Origin of the sequence: Serratia marcescens, assembly GCF_001902635.1 — a bacterium.
Classification (GTDB): domain Bacteria; phylum Pseudomonadota; class Gammaproteobacteria; order Enterobacterales; family Enterobacteriaceae; genus Serratia; species Serratia marcescens_F.
Window position 1 is genome coordinate 34,659 of sequence record NZ_MJAO01000022.1, and the last position, 16,403, is coordinate 51,061.

At 57.8% G+C, this 16,403-nt stretch carries 16 protein-coding genes; 15 read left to right on the forward strand and 1 reads right to left on the reverse strand.

Going from position 1 to position 16,403, the window contains the following annotated elements; all coding sequences use genetic code 11:
* Nucleotides 1-45: 45 nt before the first annotated feature.
* Entirely contained in the window at nucleotides 46-840 is a 795-nt protein-coding gene (map, locus tag BHU62_RS19410) for a type I methionyl aminopeptidase (RefSeq protein ID WP_073533681.1), read from the reverse strand.
* 345 nt (nucleotides 841-1,185) lie between these two features.
* Here map and rpsB point away from each other — a divergent pair, with 345 nt between their 5' ends.
* The 15 genes from rpsB (at nucleotide 1,186) to rnhB (ending at nucleotide 16,363) form a co-directional block, all read left to right on the forward strand.
* A complete protein-coding gene (gene rpsB / locus BHU62_RS19415) occupies nucleotides 1,186-1,911 on the forward strand; it encodes a 30S ribosomal protein S2 (RefSeq protein ID WP_016929891.1) in 726 nt (241 codons plus the stop codon).
* A gap of 129 nt (nucleotides 1,912-2,040) precedes the next feature.
* Nucleotides 2,041-2,892 (forward strand): translation elongation factor Ts, encoded by an 852-nt coding sequence (gene tsf / locus BHU62_RS19420; RefSeq protein WP_073533687.1) that lies wholly within the window; start codon nucleotides 2,041-2,043, stop codon nucleotides 2,890-2,892.
* 148 nt (nucleotides 2,893-3,040) lie between these two features.
* The gene (pyrH, locus tag BHU62_RS19425; RefSeq protein WP_004931940.1) at nucleotides 3,041-3,766 is read left to right on the forward strand and encodes a UMP kinase; all 726 of its coding nucleotides are present in this window, start codon (nucleotides 3,041-3,043) and stop codon (nucleotides 3,764-3,766) included.
* A gap of 119 nt (nucleotides 3,767-3,885) precedes the next feature.
* Nucleotides 3,886-4,443, forward strand: a complete 558-nt coding sequence (frr, locus tag BHU62_RS19430; RefSeq protein ID WP_073533691.1) for a ribosome recycling factor — start codon at nucleotides 3,886-3,888, stop codon at nucleotides 4,441-4,443.
* A gap of 157 nt (nucleotides 4,444-4,600) precedes the next feature.
* Complete coding sequence (gene ispC, locus BHU62_RS19435; protein ID WP_073533693.1) at nucleotides 4,601-5,797, forward strand: 1-deoxy-D-xylulose-5-phosphate reductoisomerase; 1,197 nt, start codon at nucleotides 4,601-4,603, stop codon at nucleotides 5,795-5,797.
* A 277-nt stretch (nucleotides 5,798-6,074) separates the two neighbouring features.
* Nucleotides 6,075-6,833 (forward strand): (2E,6E)-farnesyl-diphosphate-specific ditrans,polycis-undecaprenyl-diphosphate synthase, encoded by a 759-nt coding sequence (ispU, locus tag BHU62_RS19440; RefSeq protein ID WP_073533695.1) that lies wholly within the window; start codon nucleotides 6,075-6,077, stop codon nucleotides 6,831-6,833.
* Between the two features lie 9 nt (nucleotides 6,834-6,842).
* Nucleotides 6,843-7,685: a phosphatidate cytidylyltransferase gene (gene cdsA / locus BHU62_RS19445; protein WP_073533699.1), complete on the forward strand. Its 843-nt coding sequence runs from the start codon at nucleotides 6,843-6,845 to the stop codon at nucleotides 7,683-7,685.
* Between the two features lie 27 nt (nucleotides 7,686-7,712).
* Complete coding sequence (gene rseP / locus BHU62_RS19450; protein ID WP_073533768.1) at nucleotides 7,713-9,068, forward strand: sigma E protease regulator RseP; 1,356 nt, start codon at nucleotides 7,713-7,715, stop codon at nucleotides 9,066-9,068.
* 35 nt (nucleotides 9,069-9,103) lie between these two features.
* The gene (gene bamA / locus BHU62_RS19455; RefSeq protein ID WP_073533701.1) at nucleotides 9,104-11,533 is read left to right on the forward strand and encodes an outer membrane protein assembly factor BamA; all 2,430 of its coding nucleotides are present in this window, start codon (nucleotides 9,104-9,106) and stop codon (nucleotides 11,531-11,533) included.
* A gap of 156 nt (nucleotides 11,534-11,689) precedes the next feature.
* Nucleotides 11,690-12,187, forward strand: coding sequence for a molecular chaperone Skp (skp, locus tag BHU62_RS19460; RefSeq protein WP_004931958.1), 498 nt, complete (start codon nucleotides 11,690-11,692; stop codon nucleotides 12,185-12,187).
* A gap of 3 nt (nucleotides 12,188-12,190) precedes the next feature.
* The gene (gene lpxD, locus BHU62_RS19465) at nucleotides 12,191-13,213 is read left to right on the forward strand and encodes a UDP-3-O-(3-hydroxymyristoyl)glucosamine N-acyltransferase (RefSeq protein ID WP_073533710.1); all 1,023 of its coding nucleotides are present in this window, start codon (nucleotides 12,191-12,193) and stop codon (nucleotides 13,211-13,213) included.
* 160 nt (nucleotides 13,214-13,373) lie between these two features.
* The gene (gene fabZ, locus BHU62_RS19470; RefSeq protein ID WP_004931962.1) at nucleotides 13,374-13,829 is read left to right on the forward strand and encodes a 3-hydroxyacyl-ACP dehydratase FabZ; all 456 of its coding nucleotides are present in this window, start codon (nucleotides 13,374-13,376) and stop codon (nucleotides 13,827-13,829) included.
* Between the two features lie 3 nt (nucleotides 13,830-13,832).
* Nucleotides 13,833-14,621 (forward strand): acyl-ACP--UDP-N-acetylglucosamine O-acyltransferase, encoded by a 789-nt coding sequence (lpxA, locus tag BHU62_RS19475; protein WP_073533713.1) that lies wholly within the window; start codon nucleotides 13,833-13,835, stop codon nucleotides 14,619-14,621.
* Between the two features lie 3 nt (nucleotides 14,622-14,624).
* The gene (gene lpxB / locus BHU62_RS19480) at nucleotides 14,625-15,773 is read left to right on the forward strand and encodes a lipid-A-disaccharide synthase (RefSeq protein WP_073533717.1); all 1,149 of its coding nucleotides are present in this window, start codon (nucleotides 14,625-14,627) and stop codon (nucleotides 15,771-15,773) included.
* Nucleotides 15,770-16,363, forward strand: a complete 594-nt coding sequence (gene rnhB, locus BHU62_RS19485) for a ribonuclease HII (RefSeq protein WP_073533720.1) — start codon at nucleotides 15,770-15,772, stop codon at nucleotides 16,361-16,363. Before lpxB ends, rnhB begins: the two co-directional genes overlap by 4 nt.
* Nucleotides 16,364-16,403: the final 40 nt, after the last annotated feature.

The following is a 16,403-nucleotide window of genomic DNA, read 5'->3' on the forward strand; positions in this document are numbered from 1 at the left end:
AAAAGCCGGCCTGGTGATATTCTGCACGCGGCTTCGCCGCGGTGCTTACATCTCGTGCGTAATGATGTTGGGGATGGTGTCATCCTTGCGCAACGTCATTATCTCGCAGCCGTTATCAGTGACCACGATAGTATGCTCATACTGCGCCGACAAGCTGCGATCTTTGGTTTTTACCGTCCAGCCGTCTTTCATGGTGCGGATGCGGTAGTCGCCGGCGTTGACCATCGGTTCGATGGTGAAGGCCATGCCCGCCTGCAGCACCACGCCGCCGTCATCGGCGTCATAGTGCAGCACCTGCGGCTCTTCGTGGAACACTTCGCCGATGCCGTGGCCACAGTACTCGCGCACTACGGAGAACTTCTCGGCCTCGACGAATTGCTGGATCGCCTTGCCAAGGGTACGCAGGCGGATGCCCGGCTTGACCATCTTCAGCGCCAGATACAGGCTTTCCTGGGTGACGCGGCACAGGCGCTCGCCCAGAATGGTCGGTTTGCCGACGATGAACATCTTTGAGGTGTCGCCGTGGAAGCCGTCTTTAATCACGGTCACGTCGATATTGACGATGTCGCCGTCTTTCAGCGTTTTGTCGTCGCTCGGGATGCCGTGGCACACCACTTCGTTCACCGAGATGCACACGGATTTCGGGAAGCCGTGGTAGCCGAGGCAGGCGGAGATGGCCTGCTGCTCGTTGGTGATGTACTCGTGACAGATACGGTCCAGCTCGCCGGTGGTCACGCCAGGTTTGACGTACGGCTCGATGATCTCCAGCACTTCGGCGGCCAGGCGGCCGGCCACGCGCATTTTTTGGATGTCATCAGGTGTTTTAATTGAGATTGCCATGAAATTCGTCCGCAGGTGTCGTTATCGTCGACAATAAGAAGCAGTGACTTATGGTATCAGCCCTGCCGGGGGCTGCCAAATTTCATTTCCCGATGCCCGGCGCAAAGCAACAAAAGTTGGTGTCGGCGGCGGGTTTATGGTATAAAGCGCGCCGGCGATCCGCGACTTGGTTCTTGTGACCTGGCAGGAATTGGCCGAAAATACTTTAACTGCACTCATTTTGTGTAAATAACACACACGTATCGGCACATCCGCCGGGGTGCCCTGAGGTGACTTGTCGCCGCCAGGGTCGGCGTTATGGGATACGTGGAGGCATAACCCCAATTAATCTATAGAGGTTTAATCATGGCAACTGTTTCCATGCGCGACATGCTCAAGGCTGGTGTTCACTTCGGTCACCAGACCCGTTACTGGAACCCGAAAATGAAGCCTTTCATCTTCGGCGCTCGTAACAAGGTTCACATCATCAACCTGGAGCAGACCGTACCAATGTTCAACGCCGCTCTGGCTGAACTGAGCAAGATCTCTTCCCGTAAAGGCAAGATCCTGTTCGTGGGTACCAAGCGCGCAGCAAGCGAAGCGGTAAAAGACGCTGCTAACAGCTGTGACCAGTTCTTCGTGAACCACCGCTGGTTGGGCGGCATGCTGACTAACTGGAAAACCGTTCGTCAGTCCATCAAGCGTTTGAAAGATCTGGAAATCCAGTCTCAAGACGGCACCCTGGACAAGCTGACCAAGAAAGAAGCGCTGATGCGCACTCGTGAACTGGCCAAGCTGGAAAACTCCCTGGGCGGTATCAAAGATATGGGCGGTCTGCCAGACGCACTGTTCGTTATCGATGCCGATCACGAACACATCGCGATCAAAGAAGCCAACAACCTGGGTATCCCGGTATTCTCTATCGTTGATACCAACTCCAACCCAGACGGCGTTGACTTCATCATCCCTGGTAACGACGACGCAATCCGTGCAGTAAACCTGTACCTGACTGCTGTTGCTGCCGCTGTGCGTGAAGGTCGTTCTCAAGATCTGGCCGTTCAGGCGGAAGAAGGCTTCGTAGAAGCTGAATAATAAGGCAAGCTCGTCACTGAGCCCTTATTAACCAGGTATTGACATATGTTGGTTAGGGGGGCCTGTAAAGGCCCCCTTTGCTTATCTGAATGAGAACTGTCTCCACGCGAGATAACCGAGGAAAAATAAATGGCTGATATTACCGCTGCCCTGGTAAAAGAACTGCGCGAGCGTACCGGCGCTGGCATGATGGATTGCAAGAAGGCGCTGGTTGAATCCAATGGCGACATCGAACTGGCAATCGAAAACATGCGTAAGTCCGGTGCGATCAAAGCCGCTAAGAAAGCAGGCAACGTGGCTGCTGACGGCGTGATCAAAACCAAGATCGAAGGCAACTACGGCATCATCCTGGAAGTTAACTGCCAGACTGACTTCGTAGCCAAAGACGCCGGTTTCCAGGCGTTCGCCGACAAAGTGCTGGATGCCGCTATGGCCGGCAAAATCACTGACGTTGACGTGCTGAAAGCACAGTTCGAAGAAGAGCGCGTAGCGCTGGTGGCAAAAATCGGCGAAAACATCAACATTCGTCGCGTTGCTTCCCTGGAAGGCGAAGTGCTGGGCAGCTACCTGCACGGCGCGCGTATCGGCGTTCTGGTTGCGGCTAAAGGCGCTGACGACGAGCTGGTTAAGCAAATCGCAATGCACATTGCGGCAAGCAAGCCAGAGTTCGTGAAGCCAGAAGACGTGTCTGCTGAAGTGGTAGAAAAAGAGTACCAGGTTCAGCTGGACATCGCCATGCAGTCCGGCAAGCCGAAAGAAATCGCAGAGAAAATGGTTGAAGGCCGCATGAAGAAATTCACCGGCGAAGTTTCTCTGACCGGTCAGCCTTTCGTTATGGATCCGAGCAAATCCGTTGCTCAGGTGCTGAAAGAGCACAACGCTGACGTGACCAACTTCATTCGCTTCGAAGTGGGCGAAGGCATCGAGAAAGTCGAAACCGACTTCGCTGCTGAAGTTGCCGCGATGAGCAAACAGTCTTAATGACTGTCGATGGAACCGCCGTCTGGCGGTTCCATACTATCCAGCCAGAATTACACCGGTGGCAGGCCCTGCGGCGTTATACTCACCCCAGGCGCGTTTCATCGGCTGAAATCCCCAATACTAATACTGCTTCTTAGGACAGAACACCATGGCAACCAATGCAAAACCCGTATATCAGCGTATTCTGCTTAAACTGAGTGGCGAAGCCCTGCAAGGTGCAGAAGGTTTTGGTATCGACGCCAGCGTTTTGGATCGCATGGCTCAGGAAGTGAAAGAGCTGGTCGAACTGGGAATTCAGGTCGGTGTAGTTATTGGCGGCGGGAACTTGTTCCGCGGCGCGGGCCTGGCGCAGGCCGGCATGAACCGCGTAGTGGGCGACCACATGGGAATGCTGGCTACCGTGATGAACGGCCTGGCTATGCGTGATGCACTGCACCGTGCCTATGTGAACGCCCGCCTGATGTCGGCGATCCCGCTGAACGGCGTGTGTGATAATTACAGCTGGGCAGAGGCGATCAGCCTGCTGCGCAACAACCGCGTGGTGATCTTCTCCGCCGGTACCGGCAACCCGTTCTTCACCACCGATTCCGCCGCTTGCCTGCGCGGTATCGAGATCGAAGCGGACGTGGTGTTGAAAGCCACCAAAGTGGATGGCGTCTACTCCGCCGATCCGGTGAAAAACCCGGACGCGACGCTGTATGAACAATTAACCTATCAGGACGTGCTGGAGCGCGAGCTGAAAGTGATGGATCTGGCGGCGTTTACGCTGGCCCGCGATCACGGTCTGCCGATCCGCGTGTTCAACATGAACAAGCCTGGCGCGCTGCGCCGCGTGGTGATGGGTGAGAACGAAGGTACGCTGATCAGCAAATAAGGCTGCTCGCACCCATTTTGCGGAGCGCGTGACGCCGGGCGTCGCGCGTTTTCCGAATACGATTACGGGCTATACTTGAGTATCGCCTGCCAAGTAACCAGCTTCCAAGGGTTTGCAACGTGACTAATGAAATCAGAAAAGATGCTGATTCACGCATGGAAAAAAGCGTAGAAGCATTCAAAAACCAAATCAGCAAGATCCGCACCGGCCGCGCTTCTCCAAGCATTCTGGACGGCATCATGGTGGAATACTACGGTGCTGCTACGCCGCTGCGTCAGCTGGCCAACGTGACCGTAGAAGACTCCCGCACGCTGAAAATCAACGTGTTCGACCGCAGCCTGAGCCAGGCCGTTGAGAAAGCGATCATGAGCTCCGATCTGGGCCTCAACCCGTCTTCCGCCGGTTCCGACATTCGCGTTCCGCTGCCACCGCTGACCGAAGAGCGTCGTAAGGATCTGATCAAGATCGTGCGCGGCGAAGCCGAGCAGGGTCGCGTAGCGGTGCGTAACGTGCGTCGCGACGCCAACGACAAGGTCAAGGCGCTGCTGAAAGACAAAGAGATCAGCGAAGACGAAGAACGTCGTTCGCAAGACGACATTCAGAAAATGACCGACGCTTACATCAAGCTGGTTGACGCCGCACTGGCGGAGAAAGAAAAAGAGCTGATGGATTTCTAATCAGCATCGCGCAGAAACAAAGCGTCGCCTGGGCGGCGCTTTGTTTTTTGTGGCGCAGATCCCGTTTCATCGTACTGAAAGATCATGGACAAGCGGTGTCCAAGGTTCCACACTGGAGCACCTCCGATCTCATCAGACAGTTATTCAGAGTGAACTCATGAAGCAACTGACCATTCTTGGCTCGACCGGCTCGGTAGGGACCAGCACCCTGGCCGTGGTCAGGGCGAATCCCGACCGTTTCGCGATCAAAGCACTGGTGGCCGGCCGTAACGTCGCGGTCATGGCGCAGCAATGCATGGAATTCCGGCCCGCCTTCGCTGCGATGGCGGATGAAAGCGCCGCGCGCGAACTGCGCGCCATTCTGGCGGAAAACGGCGTCGCCACCGAGGTATTGGCCGGGGAACAAGCGGCCTGCGAACTGGCCGCGTTGGACGACGTCGATCAAGTGACGGCGGCGATCGTCGGCGCTGCGGGGCTGTTGCCGACGCTGGCGGCGATCCGCGCGGGCAAGCAAGTACTGCTGGCCAACAAAGAGTCGCTGGTCACCTGTGGCCGCCTGTTTATGGACGCGGTGCGGCAAAGCCAGGCGCAGCTGCTGCCGCTCGACAGCGAGCACAACGCGATTTTTCAGAGTTTGCCTGAGAACATTCAGCGTCAGTTGGGATACTCTTCACTGGACGATCATGGTGTGTCGCGCATCGTGCTTACCGGCTCCGGCGGCCCGTTCCGCACCACGCCGCTGGAGCAGTTCGCCGCGATGACCCCGGATCAAGCCTGCGCCCACCCGAACTGGTCGATGGGCCGCAAGATCTCGGTGGATTCCGCCACCATGATGAACAAAGGTCTGGAATACATTGAGGCCCGCTGGCTGTTTAACGCCTCGGCCGAGCAAATGGAAGTGATCCTGCACCCGCAGTCGGTGATTCACTCGATGGTGCGCTACGCTGATGGCAGCGTGCTGGCGCAGCTGGGCACGCCGGATATGCGCACGCCGATCGCCCATGCGATGGCGTATCCGCAGCGCGTGAACTCCGGCGTGGAAGCGCTGGATTTCTGCCGCATCGGTTCGCTGACCTTCGCCGAACCGGAACGCGAGCGTTATCCTTGCCTGTATTTGGCGATTGAAGCGTTCGACGCCGGTCAGGCGGCGACCACCGCGCTGAACGCGGCCAACGAAATCGCCGTGGCGGCGTTTTTGCAGCAGCAGATCCGCTTTACCGACATCGCCGTGGTCAACCGCCAGGTGGTGGAGCGTCTCGCGTTGCAGGAACCGGCGTGCATCGACGCGGTCTTGGACATTGACCGCCAGGCGCGCGCCGTCGCCGAGGAGCGGGTTCGCGCGCTGTGCGGTTGATCACGGCGATTATCCGATTTTGCTCGTAATTCGCGCGTGCCGCAGCGGGGCCGTTTGTTCATGCCCCGCTGAGGTGGTATAGTCTGCGCCACCTGTCAGCGGTTATACCGTTGAATAATGGCCCGATTGGTGCCCTGCGCGCCAATGGCGACCCGGCCGAGCCGGGCATCGCGGGGGCAGGTTGAAAGCCGTGTCGGGCACACGGCTTTTTTTGCGCGTAAGGGCCTGATGTTCCGGAAAGGCAGTTATATTTCTATTGAGGAAATAAGTACGAGTTATGTCGTCCGCAAACCAACAAGAGGCTAATCCATCTTCCCTGGGGCCGCGCCATGTCGCCATTATCATGGACGGTAACGGGCGCTGGGCCAAACGTCAGGGCAAGTTACGTGTCTTCGGTCATAAAGCAGGGGTGAAATCGGTTCGCCGCGCGGTCAGCTTTGCCGCCAGCCACCATTTAGATGCGCTCACGCTTTATGCCTTCAGCAGCGAAAACTGGAACCGTCCGGTGCAGGAAGTCTCCGCCCTGATGGAGCTTTTTGTCCGCGCCTTGGATAGTGAAGTAAAAAGCCTGCATAAACATAACGTCAGGTTGCGGGTGATCGGCGATATCAGCCGATTCAGCTCGCGTTTGCAGGAGCGGATCCGCCGCTCTGAAGCACTGACGGAAAATAACGATGGCCTGACGCTCAATATCGCTGCCAACTACGGCGGCCGTTGGGATATCATTCAGGGAGTAAGGGAACTGGCCGAACAGGTACGGGTAGGGGAGTTGCGCCCGGATCAGATCAGCGAGGAATTATTGAGCGAGCGGGTCTGCATGAGCGATCTGGCGCCGGTGGATCTGGTTATCCGCACCGGTGGTGAGCATCGCATCAGTAACTTCCTGCTGTGGCAAATAGCCTATGCTGAACTTTACTTTACTGATGTGCTCTGGCCTGATTTCGATGAACTTGTCTTTGAAGGTGCGCTGAATGCATTTGCACAACGTGAGCGCCGCTTCGGGGGAACAACACCTATCGGCGCCGATGCGTCCTAGGGAGAACTTTTGCTGAAGTATCGCCTCATAACTGCTCTGATTTTAATCCCGATCGTTATCGCGGCGCTGTTCTTGTTGCCGCCGCTGGCCTTTGCTCTGGTAACGCTCGTCGTGTGCATGTTAGCAGCCTGGGAGTGGGGCCAACTGGCCGGTTTCACCTCCCGTTCGCAGCGCATCTGGTTGGCGATACTGTGCGGTTTTTTGCTGGCGCTGATGATGCTCAGCGTCCCCGCTTACCATCAATCCGTGCCGCAAGTTAGCGGCTCGCTGTGGCTGTCGCTGGTCTGGTGGCTGGCGGCGCTGTTGTTGGTGCTGTTCTACCCCGGTTCTGCGGCCATCTGGCGCAATTCGCGCCCTTTGCGTCTGCTGTTTGGCTTGCTGACCATCGTGCCGTTCTTCTGGGGCATGCTGGCGCTGCGTCAATACGGCTACGAGCAAAACCCGTTTACCGGCGCCTGGTGGTTGCTGTACGTGATGCTGCTGGTGTGGGGCGCGGATTCCGGCGCCTACATGTTCGGCAAGCTGTTCGGCAAGCATAAGCTGGCGCCGAAGGTCTCGCCGGGCAAAACCTGGGAAGGGTTGATCGGCGGGCTGTTGACGTCGGCGGTCATCTCCTGGCTGTTCGGCCGCTATGCGCCGCTGAACGTGGTGCCGGCCACCCTGTTGATCTGTTCGGTGCTCGCCGCGCTGGCTTCGGTGCTGGGCGATCTGACCGAAAGTATGTTCAAACGCGAAGCGGGCATCAAGGACAGCGGTCATTTGATCCCCGGTCATGGCGGCATACTGGATCGTATCGACAGCCTGACCGCGGCGGTGCCGGTGTTTGCCTGCCTGATGCTGTTGGTGTTTTAATCCGTCGATGACGGAAAGTGAGGGATGATGGTCAGCGTGCTTTGGAACCTGGTGGCGTTTCTGATTGCGCTCGGTATCTTGATTACCGTGCACGAGTTCGGACACTTTTGGGTTGCCCGCCGTTGCGGCGTGCGCGTTGAACGTTTCTCTATCGGCTTCGGCCGGGCGCTGTGGCGCCGCACCGATCGCCAGGGCACCGAGTACGTCATCGCCTTGATCCCGCTCGGTGGCTACGTGAAGATGCTGGACGAGCGCGTGGAGTCGGTGGCGCCGGAAATGCGCCACCAGGCCTTCAACAACAAAACCGTCTGGCAGCGCATGGCCATCGTCAGCGCCGGCCCCATCGCCAACTTCCTGTTTGCTATCCTTGCCTACTGGCTGGTGTTTATCATCGGCGTGCCGAGTTTCCGTCCGGTGATCGGCGAAATCACCCCGCAATCGATCGCCGCCAAGGCCGAAATTTCGTCTGGAATGGAACTAAAGTCGGTTGACGGCATCGAAACGCCTGATTGGGAGTCAGTTCGTCTGGCGCTGGTGGCGAAGATTGGCGATGCGCAAACCGAAGTCGGCGTCGCGCCGTTCGGCTCTTCGCTGGTGGTGACCAAAACCCTGGATTTGCGCCAGTGGAACTTTGAACCGGACAAGCAGGATCCCGTTGTCGCGCTGGGCATTATGCCGCGCGGCCCGCAGATCGAATCCGTGCTGGCGGAAGTGCAGCCGAACTCGGCGGCGCAAAAGGCGGGTTTACAAGCGGGGGACAGGATCGTTAAAGTCGATGGTCAGCCGCTGGGTCGTTGGCAGACGCTGGTGAAGCGTATCCACGATGGCCCTGGGCAACCGCTGGCTTTGGAGATTGAAAGAAACGGCGCCCCCTTGTCTTTGACGCTGATACCGGATACAAAGCCGGTGGGAAAAGACAAATCGGTGGGGTTTGCAGGCATCATTCCAAAAGTGCTGCCGCTGCCGGACGAGTATAAGACGATTCGCCAGTATGGACCGTTCTCGGCGCTGTATCAGGCCGGTGACAAGACCTGGCAGCTGATGCGGCTGACGGTCAACATGCTGGGCAAATTAATAACCGGTGATGTAAAGCTGAACAACCTGAGTGGCCCGATCTCGATTGCACAGGGAGCAGGGGCGTCAGCCGGAGTCGGGTTCGTGTATTATCTGATGTTCCTGGCGTTGATTAGCGTCAACCTGGGGATCATCAACCTGTTCCCATTACCGGTGTTAGATGGTGGGCATCTCCTCTTCCTGGCGATAGAAAAGCTGAAGGGTGGGCCGGTTTCCGAGCGAGTACAGGACTACAGCTACCGCATAGGTTCGATCGTGCTGGTGTTGTTGATGGGTCTTGCACTTTTCAATGATTTTTCCCGCCTCTAGGGGCGGGGATAGGTTAGGAAGAACGCATAACAACGATGGCGATGAAAAAGTTGCTCATAGCGTCGCTGCTGTTTGGCAGCGCCACCGTATACGGTGCAGACGGGTTCGTAGTGAAAGATATTCATTTCGAAGGCCTGCAACGAGTCGCCGTCGGTGCGGCGTTACTCAACATGCCGGTTCGCGTCGGCGATACCGTCACTGACGATGACATCAGTAATACCATCCGTGCCTTGTTTGCCACCGGCAACTTCGAGGACGTGCGCGTGCTGCGCGATGGTAATACGTTGATCGTGCAGGTGAAGGAACGTCCTACCATCGCCAGCATCACTTTCTCCGGCAACAAGTCGGTGAAGGATGACATGCTCAAGCAGAACCTGGAAGCCTCCGGCGTCCGGGTGGGCGAGGCGCTCGACCGCACCACGATCTCCAGCATTGAAAAAGGGCTGGAAGACTTCTACTACAGCGTCGGTAAGTACAGCGCCTCGGTGAAAGCCGTGGTCACGCCGCTGCCGCGCAACCGTGTCGACCTGAAGTTGGTGTTCACGGAAGGGGTCTCCGCCAAGATTCAACAAATCAACATCGTCGGCAACCATGCCTTCACCAACGACGAACTGATCTCGCGCTTCCAGCTGCGTGACGAAGTGCCGTGGTGGAACCTGGTCGGCGACCGCAAATACCAGAAACAAAAGCTGGCGGGCGATCTCGAAACCCTGCGCAGCTTCTATCTGGATCGCGGCTATGCCCGCTTCAACATCGACTCTACCCAGGTGAGCCTGACGCCGGATAAAAAAGGCATCTACATCACCATCAACATCACCGAAGGCGACCAGTACAAGCTTTCCGATGTTGTCGTGAACGGCAACCTGGCCGGCCACTCGGCGGAAGTCGCTCAGATCACCAAGATCGAACCGGGCGAGCTGTACAACGGCAGCAAGGTGACCAAAATGGAAGACAACATCAAAACGATGTTGGGCCGTTATGGTTACGCTTACCCGCGCGTCGGCACCCAGCCGGAAATCAACGACGCGGATAAAACCGTCAAGCTGCACGTCAACGTCGACGCGGGCAACCGCTTCTACGTGCGCCGCATCAAGTTCGAAGGCAACGACACCAGCAAGGACTCCGTACTGCGCCGCGAAATGCGCCAGATGGAAGGCGCCTGGCTTGGCAACGAGCAGGTCGAGCAGGGCAAAGAGCGTCTGAACCGTCTGGGCTACTTCGAAACGGTTGACGTAGAAACCCAGCGCGTGCCGGGCACCGCCGATCAGGTCGACGTTACCTACAAGGTGAAAGAGCGCAACACCGGTACCTTTAACTTCGGCGTCGGTTACGGCACCGAGAGCGGCGTCAGCTTCCAGGCGGGCGTGCAGCAGGATAACTGGTTGGGTACCGGCTACTCGGTCGGCATCAGCGGCACCAAGAACGACTACCAAACCTATACCGAACTGTCGGTCACCAACCCGTACTTCACCGTTGACGGTGTGAGCCTGGGCGGCCGCGTGTTCTACAATGACTTTAAAGCGGATAACGCGGACCTGTCCGACTACACCAACAAGAGTTACGGTGTCGACGGCACGCTGGGCTTCCCGATCAACGAAAACAACTCGTTGCGCACTGGCCTGGGCTATGTCCACAACGGCTTGTCGAACATGCAGCCGCAGATCGCCATGTGGCGTTATCTCGGCTCGATGGGTGTGGATACCACCGATAAGAACGATCGCGCCAGCTACTCGACGGACGACTTTACCCTGAACCTGGGGTGGACCTACAACGACCTGGACCGCGGCTACTTCCCGACTTCGGGCAACCGTACCACGTTGAACGGCAAGGTCACCATTCCTGGCTCGGACAACGAATACTACAAAGTGACGCTGGACAGCGTGCAGTACGTGCCGATCAACGACGACCGCACCTGGGTGCTGTTGGGCCGTGGCCGTCTGGGTTACGCGGATGGGCTGGGCGGCAAGGAAATGCCGTTCTATGAGAACTTCTATGCCGGTGGTTCGAGCACCGTGCGTGGCTTCCAGTCCAACACCATCGGTCCGAAGGCGGTGTACTACAACTCCAACTCGTATCAGTGCCAGTTCAACGCCGGCAGCACTACCACGCGTCAGAGCATCTGTAATTCGACCGATGCGGTGGGCGGTAACGCCATGGCGGTGGCCAGCCTGGAGCTGATCACCCCGACGCCGTTCATCAGCGAGAAATACGCCAACTCGGTGCGGACTTCGCTGTTCATCGATGCGGGTACCGTGTGGGATACCAAGTGGAAGAATACCGACCAGACGCTGATGTATGGCGTGCCTGACTACAGCAAGGCCGGAAATATTCGTTCCTCCGCCGGTATCGCGTTGCAGTGGATGTCGCCACTGGGGCCGTTGGTGTTCTCTTACGCCAACCCGATCAAGAAATACGAAGGCGACAAATCCGAACAGTTCCAGTTTAACATCGGTAAGACCTGGTAACGGGTCTCGCCTCTGGGCATAACAGTTATTAAGAATCGCAATGGCCAGGCGCCCGCCGGCAGAGGGAGATGATTCTCATTGTTTGGTGGGATAAGTCTGGCAAATTGTGTACTTCAGTGTCATATGACACAAATGGGTGATGGTAAGGAGTTTATAGTGAAAAAGTGGTTGTGTGCCGCAGGCCTCGGTTTAGCAATGGCTGCTTCAGCTGGCGTTCAGGCAGCAGATAAGATCGCTGTCGTTAACGTCTCCAGCATTTTCCAACAGCTGCCGGCCCGCGAAGCGGTCGCTAAACAGCTGGAAAACGAGTTTAAAGGCCGTGCAAGCGAGCTCCAGAACATGGAACGTAGCCTGCAGACCAAAATGCAACGTCTGCAGCGTGACGGCGCTACCATGAAAGCCAGCGATCGCAGCAAGTTGGAAAAAGACGTGATGGCGCAGCGCGAGCAGTTCTCTCAGAAAGCGCAGGCTTTCGAGCAGGACAACCGTCGCCGCCAGATGGAAGAGCGTAACAAGATCCTGAGCCGTATCCAGGACGCTGTGAAATCCGTCGCCAGCAAAGGCGGTTATGACGTGGTGATCGACGCCAACGCCGTTGCCTATGCAGACTCTTCCAAAGATATCACTGCTGACGTGCTGAAACAGGTTAAATAACACATGCTTTCAATTCGACTGGCTGATTTAGCGCAGCAGTTGGATGCACAATTGCACGGTGATGGCGATATCGTCATCACCGGCATTGCTTCTATGCATTCGGCACAGCCTGGCCAAATCACGTTTTTGTCAAACAGCCGCTATCAAGAGCAGCTGTCTTCCTGCCAGGCAAGCGCCGTGGTGCTTACCGAAGCGGATTTACCACACTGTCGTACTGCGGCGCTGGTGGTTAAGAACCCTTACCTGACCTACGCGCGCATGGCGCAGCTGATGGACACCACGCCGGCACCGGCGCAGGATATCGCGCCAAGCGCGGTGATCTCGCCTGAAGCGCAGCTGGGGCAGAACGTCGCCATTGGGGCGAACGCGGTGATCGAGTCGGGCACGGTGCTTGGCGATAACGTGGTTATCGGCCCGGGCTGCTTCATCGGCAAACACGCACGCATCGGCGCGGGTACGCGTCTGTGGGCGAACGTCACGATTTATCATGCGGTTGAAATCGGCCAGCGCTGCCTGATCCAGTCCGGCACCGTGATCGGCGCCGACGGTTTCGGCTATGCGAACGAGCGCGGCGAGTGGATCAAAATCCCTCAGTTGGGCACGGTGATTATCGGCGATCGCGTCGAAATCGGCGCTTGCACCACCATTGACCGCGGCGCTTTGGATAACACCCAGATCGGGAATGGTGTTATCATCGACAATCAATGCCAGATTGCACATAACGTCGTGATTGGCGACAATACCGCCGTCGCCGGCGGTGTGATCATGGCCGGCAGCCTGAAAATCGGCCGCTACTGCCAGATCGGCGGCGCCAGCGTGATCAACGGTCACATGGAGATTGCCGACAAGGTTGTTGTTACCGGAATGGGAATGGTTATGCGACCAATCACCGAACCTGGGGTATACTCTTCGGGCATTCCGTTGCAGCCTAACAAGGTTTGGCGTAAAACCGCTGCGTTGGTGATGAATATCGATGAGATCAGCAAGCGCTTGAAAGCTGTCGAACGTAAAGTCGGAAAAGACTAATCATTGCCACCCGCCCTGGCGGGGACAAAACGAAACGCGTTGGTCGTGAGACCAAAAGCGCAAAGAGATGTTAATTTGCGGCCTGCATGATGATCTCCTTTTGGGGTCAGCGCAGGCCGTGTTGTTGATGCCATCAGTTTTTAGAGACAGGAAGAGTATTTTGACTACTGACACTCATACTCTGGATATTGCAGAAATTTTGGATCTGCTTCCTCACCGTTACCCGTTCTTGCTGGTCGACCGCGTCCTCGAGTTTGAAGAGCACAAATATCTGCGTGCGGTGAAGAACGTATCGGTGAACGAACCGTTTTTCCAGGGCCACTTCCCTGGCAAACCGATTTTCCCAGGCGTATTGATTCTGGAAGCCATGGCGCAGGCCACCGGCATCCTGGCGTTTAAGAGCGTCGGCAAACTGGAACCGGGCGAGCTGTATTACTTCGCCGGTATCGACGAAGCTCGCTTCAAGCGCCCGGTTGTGCCTGGCGATCAGATGGTCATGGAAGTCACCTTCGAGAAAACTCGCCGCGGTCTGACGCGTTTTAAAGGCGTGGCGACCGTTGACGGTAAAATTGTCTGCGAAGCAACCATGATGTGTGCCCGCAGCCGGGAGGCTTAATCCGTGATTGACCAAACCGCCTTTATCCATCCAAGCGCGATAGTCGAAGAAGGCGCCGTGATCGGCGCCGGTGCGCATATCGGCCCTTTCTGCTACGTGGGTTCCCAGGTGGAAATCGGTGCCGGCACGGTGCTGAAATCCCACGTGGTGGTGAACGGCATTACCAAGATTGGCCGCGATAACCAGATCTATCAGTTCGCCTCTATCGGTGAAGTGAACCAGGATCTGAAATACGCGGGCGAACCGACACGCGTTGAAGTGGGCGACCGCAACCGCATCCGCGAAAGCGTCACCATTCACCGCGGCACCGCGCAGGGCACCGGCGTGACTAAATTGGGCAGCGACAACCTGCTGATGGTCAACACGCATATCGGGCATGACTGCGTAGTCGGCAACTTCTGCGTGCTGGCCAATAACGCAACGCTCGGTGGCCACGTGGAAATCGACGATCACGCCATCATCGGCGGCATGACGGCGATCCACCAATTCTGCGTTATCGGTGCGCATGTGATGGTAGGCGGTTGTTCCGGGGTTGCTCAGGATGTGCCTCCTTTCGTCATCGCTCAGGGCAACCACGCGACGCCGTTCGGCGTCAATGCGGTCGGCCTGAAACGTCGCGGTTTTGACAAGGATGAAATGCAGGCGATTCGCAACGCCTACAAAATCCTGTATCGCAGCGAGAAAACGCTGGATGAAGCGAAAGCGGAAATCGAAGCCCTGGCCAAAGAGCAGCCGGTGGTGCAGCTGTACCTCGATTTCTTCACCCGTTCCACCCGCGGCATCATTCGCTGAGTTATGTCAAAGCGTCCATTGACTATCGGATTGGTCGCCGGAGAAACTTCCGGTGACATTCTCGGCGCCGGTTTGATCCGCGCGCTCAAGGCGCAGATCCCCGACGCGCGTTTCGTTGGCGTCGCCGGCCCGCTGATGCAGGCCGAAGGCTGTGAAGCCTGGTACGAAATGGAAGAGCTGGCGGTAATGGGCGTGGTGGAAGTGCTCGAGCGCTTGCCACGCCTGTTGAAGATCCGCAAGGATCTGACCCGTCGCTTTAGCGAACTGCAGCCGGACGTGTTTGTCGGCATCGACGCGCCGGACTTCAATATCACGCTGGAAGGCCGTCTCAAGCAGCGCGGCATCCGCACCATCCACTACGTCAGCCCTTCCGTGTGGGCCTGGCGGCAAAAGCGCGTTTTCAAAATTGGCAAAGCCACCGATCTGGTGCTGGCCTTTCTCCCTTTCGAAAAAGCGTTTTACGATCGTTTCAACGTGCCCTGCCGGTTTATCGGCCACACCATGGCGGACGCCATGCCGCTGCAGCCTGATCGGCTGGCGGCGCGCGCTCAGCTTGGCATCGCCCCGCAGGCGCGCTGTCTGGCCTTGTTGCCGGGCAGCCGCGGCGCCGAAGTCGAGATGCTGAGCGCCGACTTCCTCAAAACCGCGCAGCTGCTGCGCACGCGTTATCCCGAGCTGGAAGTGGTGGTGCCGCTGGTCAACGCCAAGCGGCGCGAACAGTTTGAGCGCATCAAGGCTGAAGTGGCGCCGGATCTGACCGTACACCTGTTGAACGGCCAGGGGCGCGAGGCGATGATCGCCAGCGACGCGGCGCTGCTGGCGTCCGGCACGGCGGCGCTGGAGTGCATGCTGGCCAAGTGCCCGATGGTGGTGGGCTATCGCATGAAGCCGTTCACTTTCTGGCTGGCGCAGAAGCTGGTGAAAACGCCTTACGTTTCGCTGCCGAATCTGCTGGCGGGGCGCGAGATCGTCACCGAGCTGCTGCAGCATGACTGCGTGCCGGACAAATTGGCCGCCGCCGTAATGCCATTGCTGGAAGCGAGCCCCGAAACCGACGCGCTGAAACACACTTTCCTTACCTTGCACCAAAGCATCCGTTGCGGTGCGGACGAACAGGCCGCTCAGGCTGTGTTGGAGCTGGCGAAAGCATGATTGAACCCTTTATCTATCCCGCTGCCACGCTGATTGCCGGTGTGGACGAAGTGGGCCGTGGCCCGTTGGTCGGTGCGGTGGTCACCGCGGCGGTGATCCTCGATCCGGCGCAGCCTATCGTCGGGCTGGCGGACTCCAAAAAACTCAGTGAAAAGCGCCGCCTGGCGCTGTATGACGAAATCGTCGCCAAAGCGCTCTCCTGGAGCCTGGGGCGCGCCGAACCGGCGGAAATCGACCAATTGAACATCCTGCACGCCACCATGTTGGCGATGCAGCGCGCGGTGGCCGGGTTGCATATCGCGCCGGACATGGTTTTAATCGACGGTAACCGTTGCCCGAACCTGCCGATGCGTTCGCAGGCGGTGGTGAAGGGCGATAGCCGCGTGGCGGAGATCAGCGCGGCGTCCATTCTGGCGAAGGTCACGCGCGATCGCGAAATGGCCGAGCTGGACCGCGAGTTCCCGGACTACGGTTTCGCGCAGCATAAAGGCTACCCGACCGCCTTCCACCTGGAGCGGCTGGCTGCGCTGGGCGCCACCGAGCATCACCGCCGCAGCTTCGCGCCGGTGAAAAGGGCGCTGGCGCTGTAGCCTGCGGGCCTGATTGCTCAGGCTCGACGATAGCATTAAC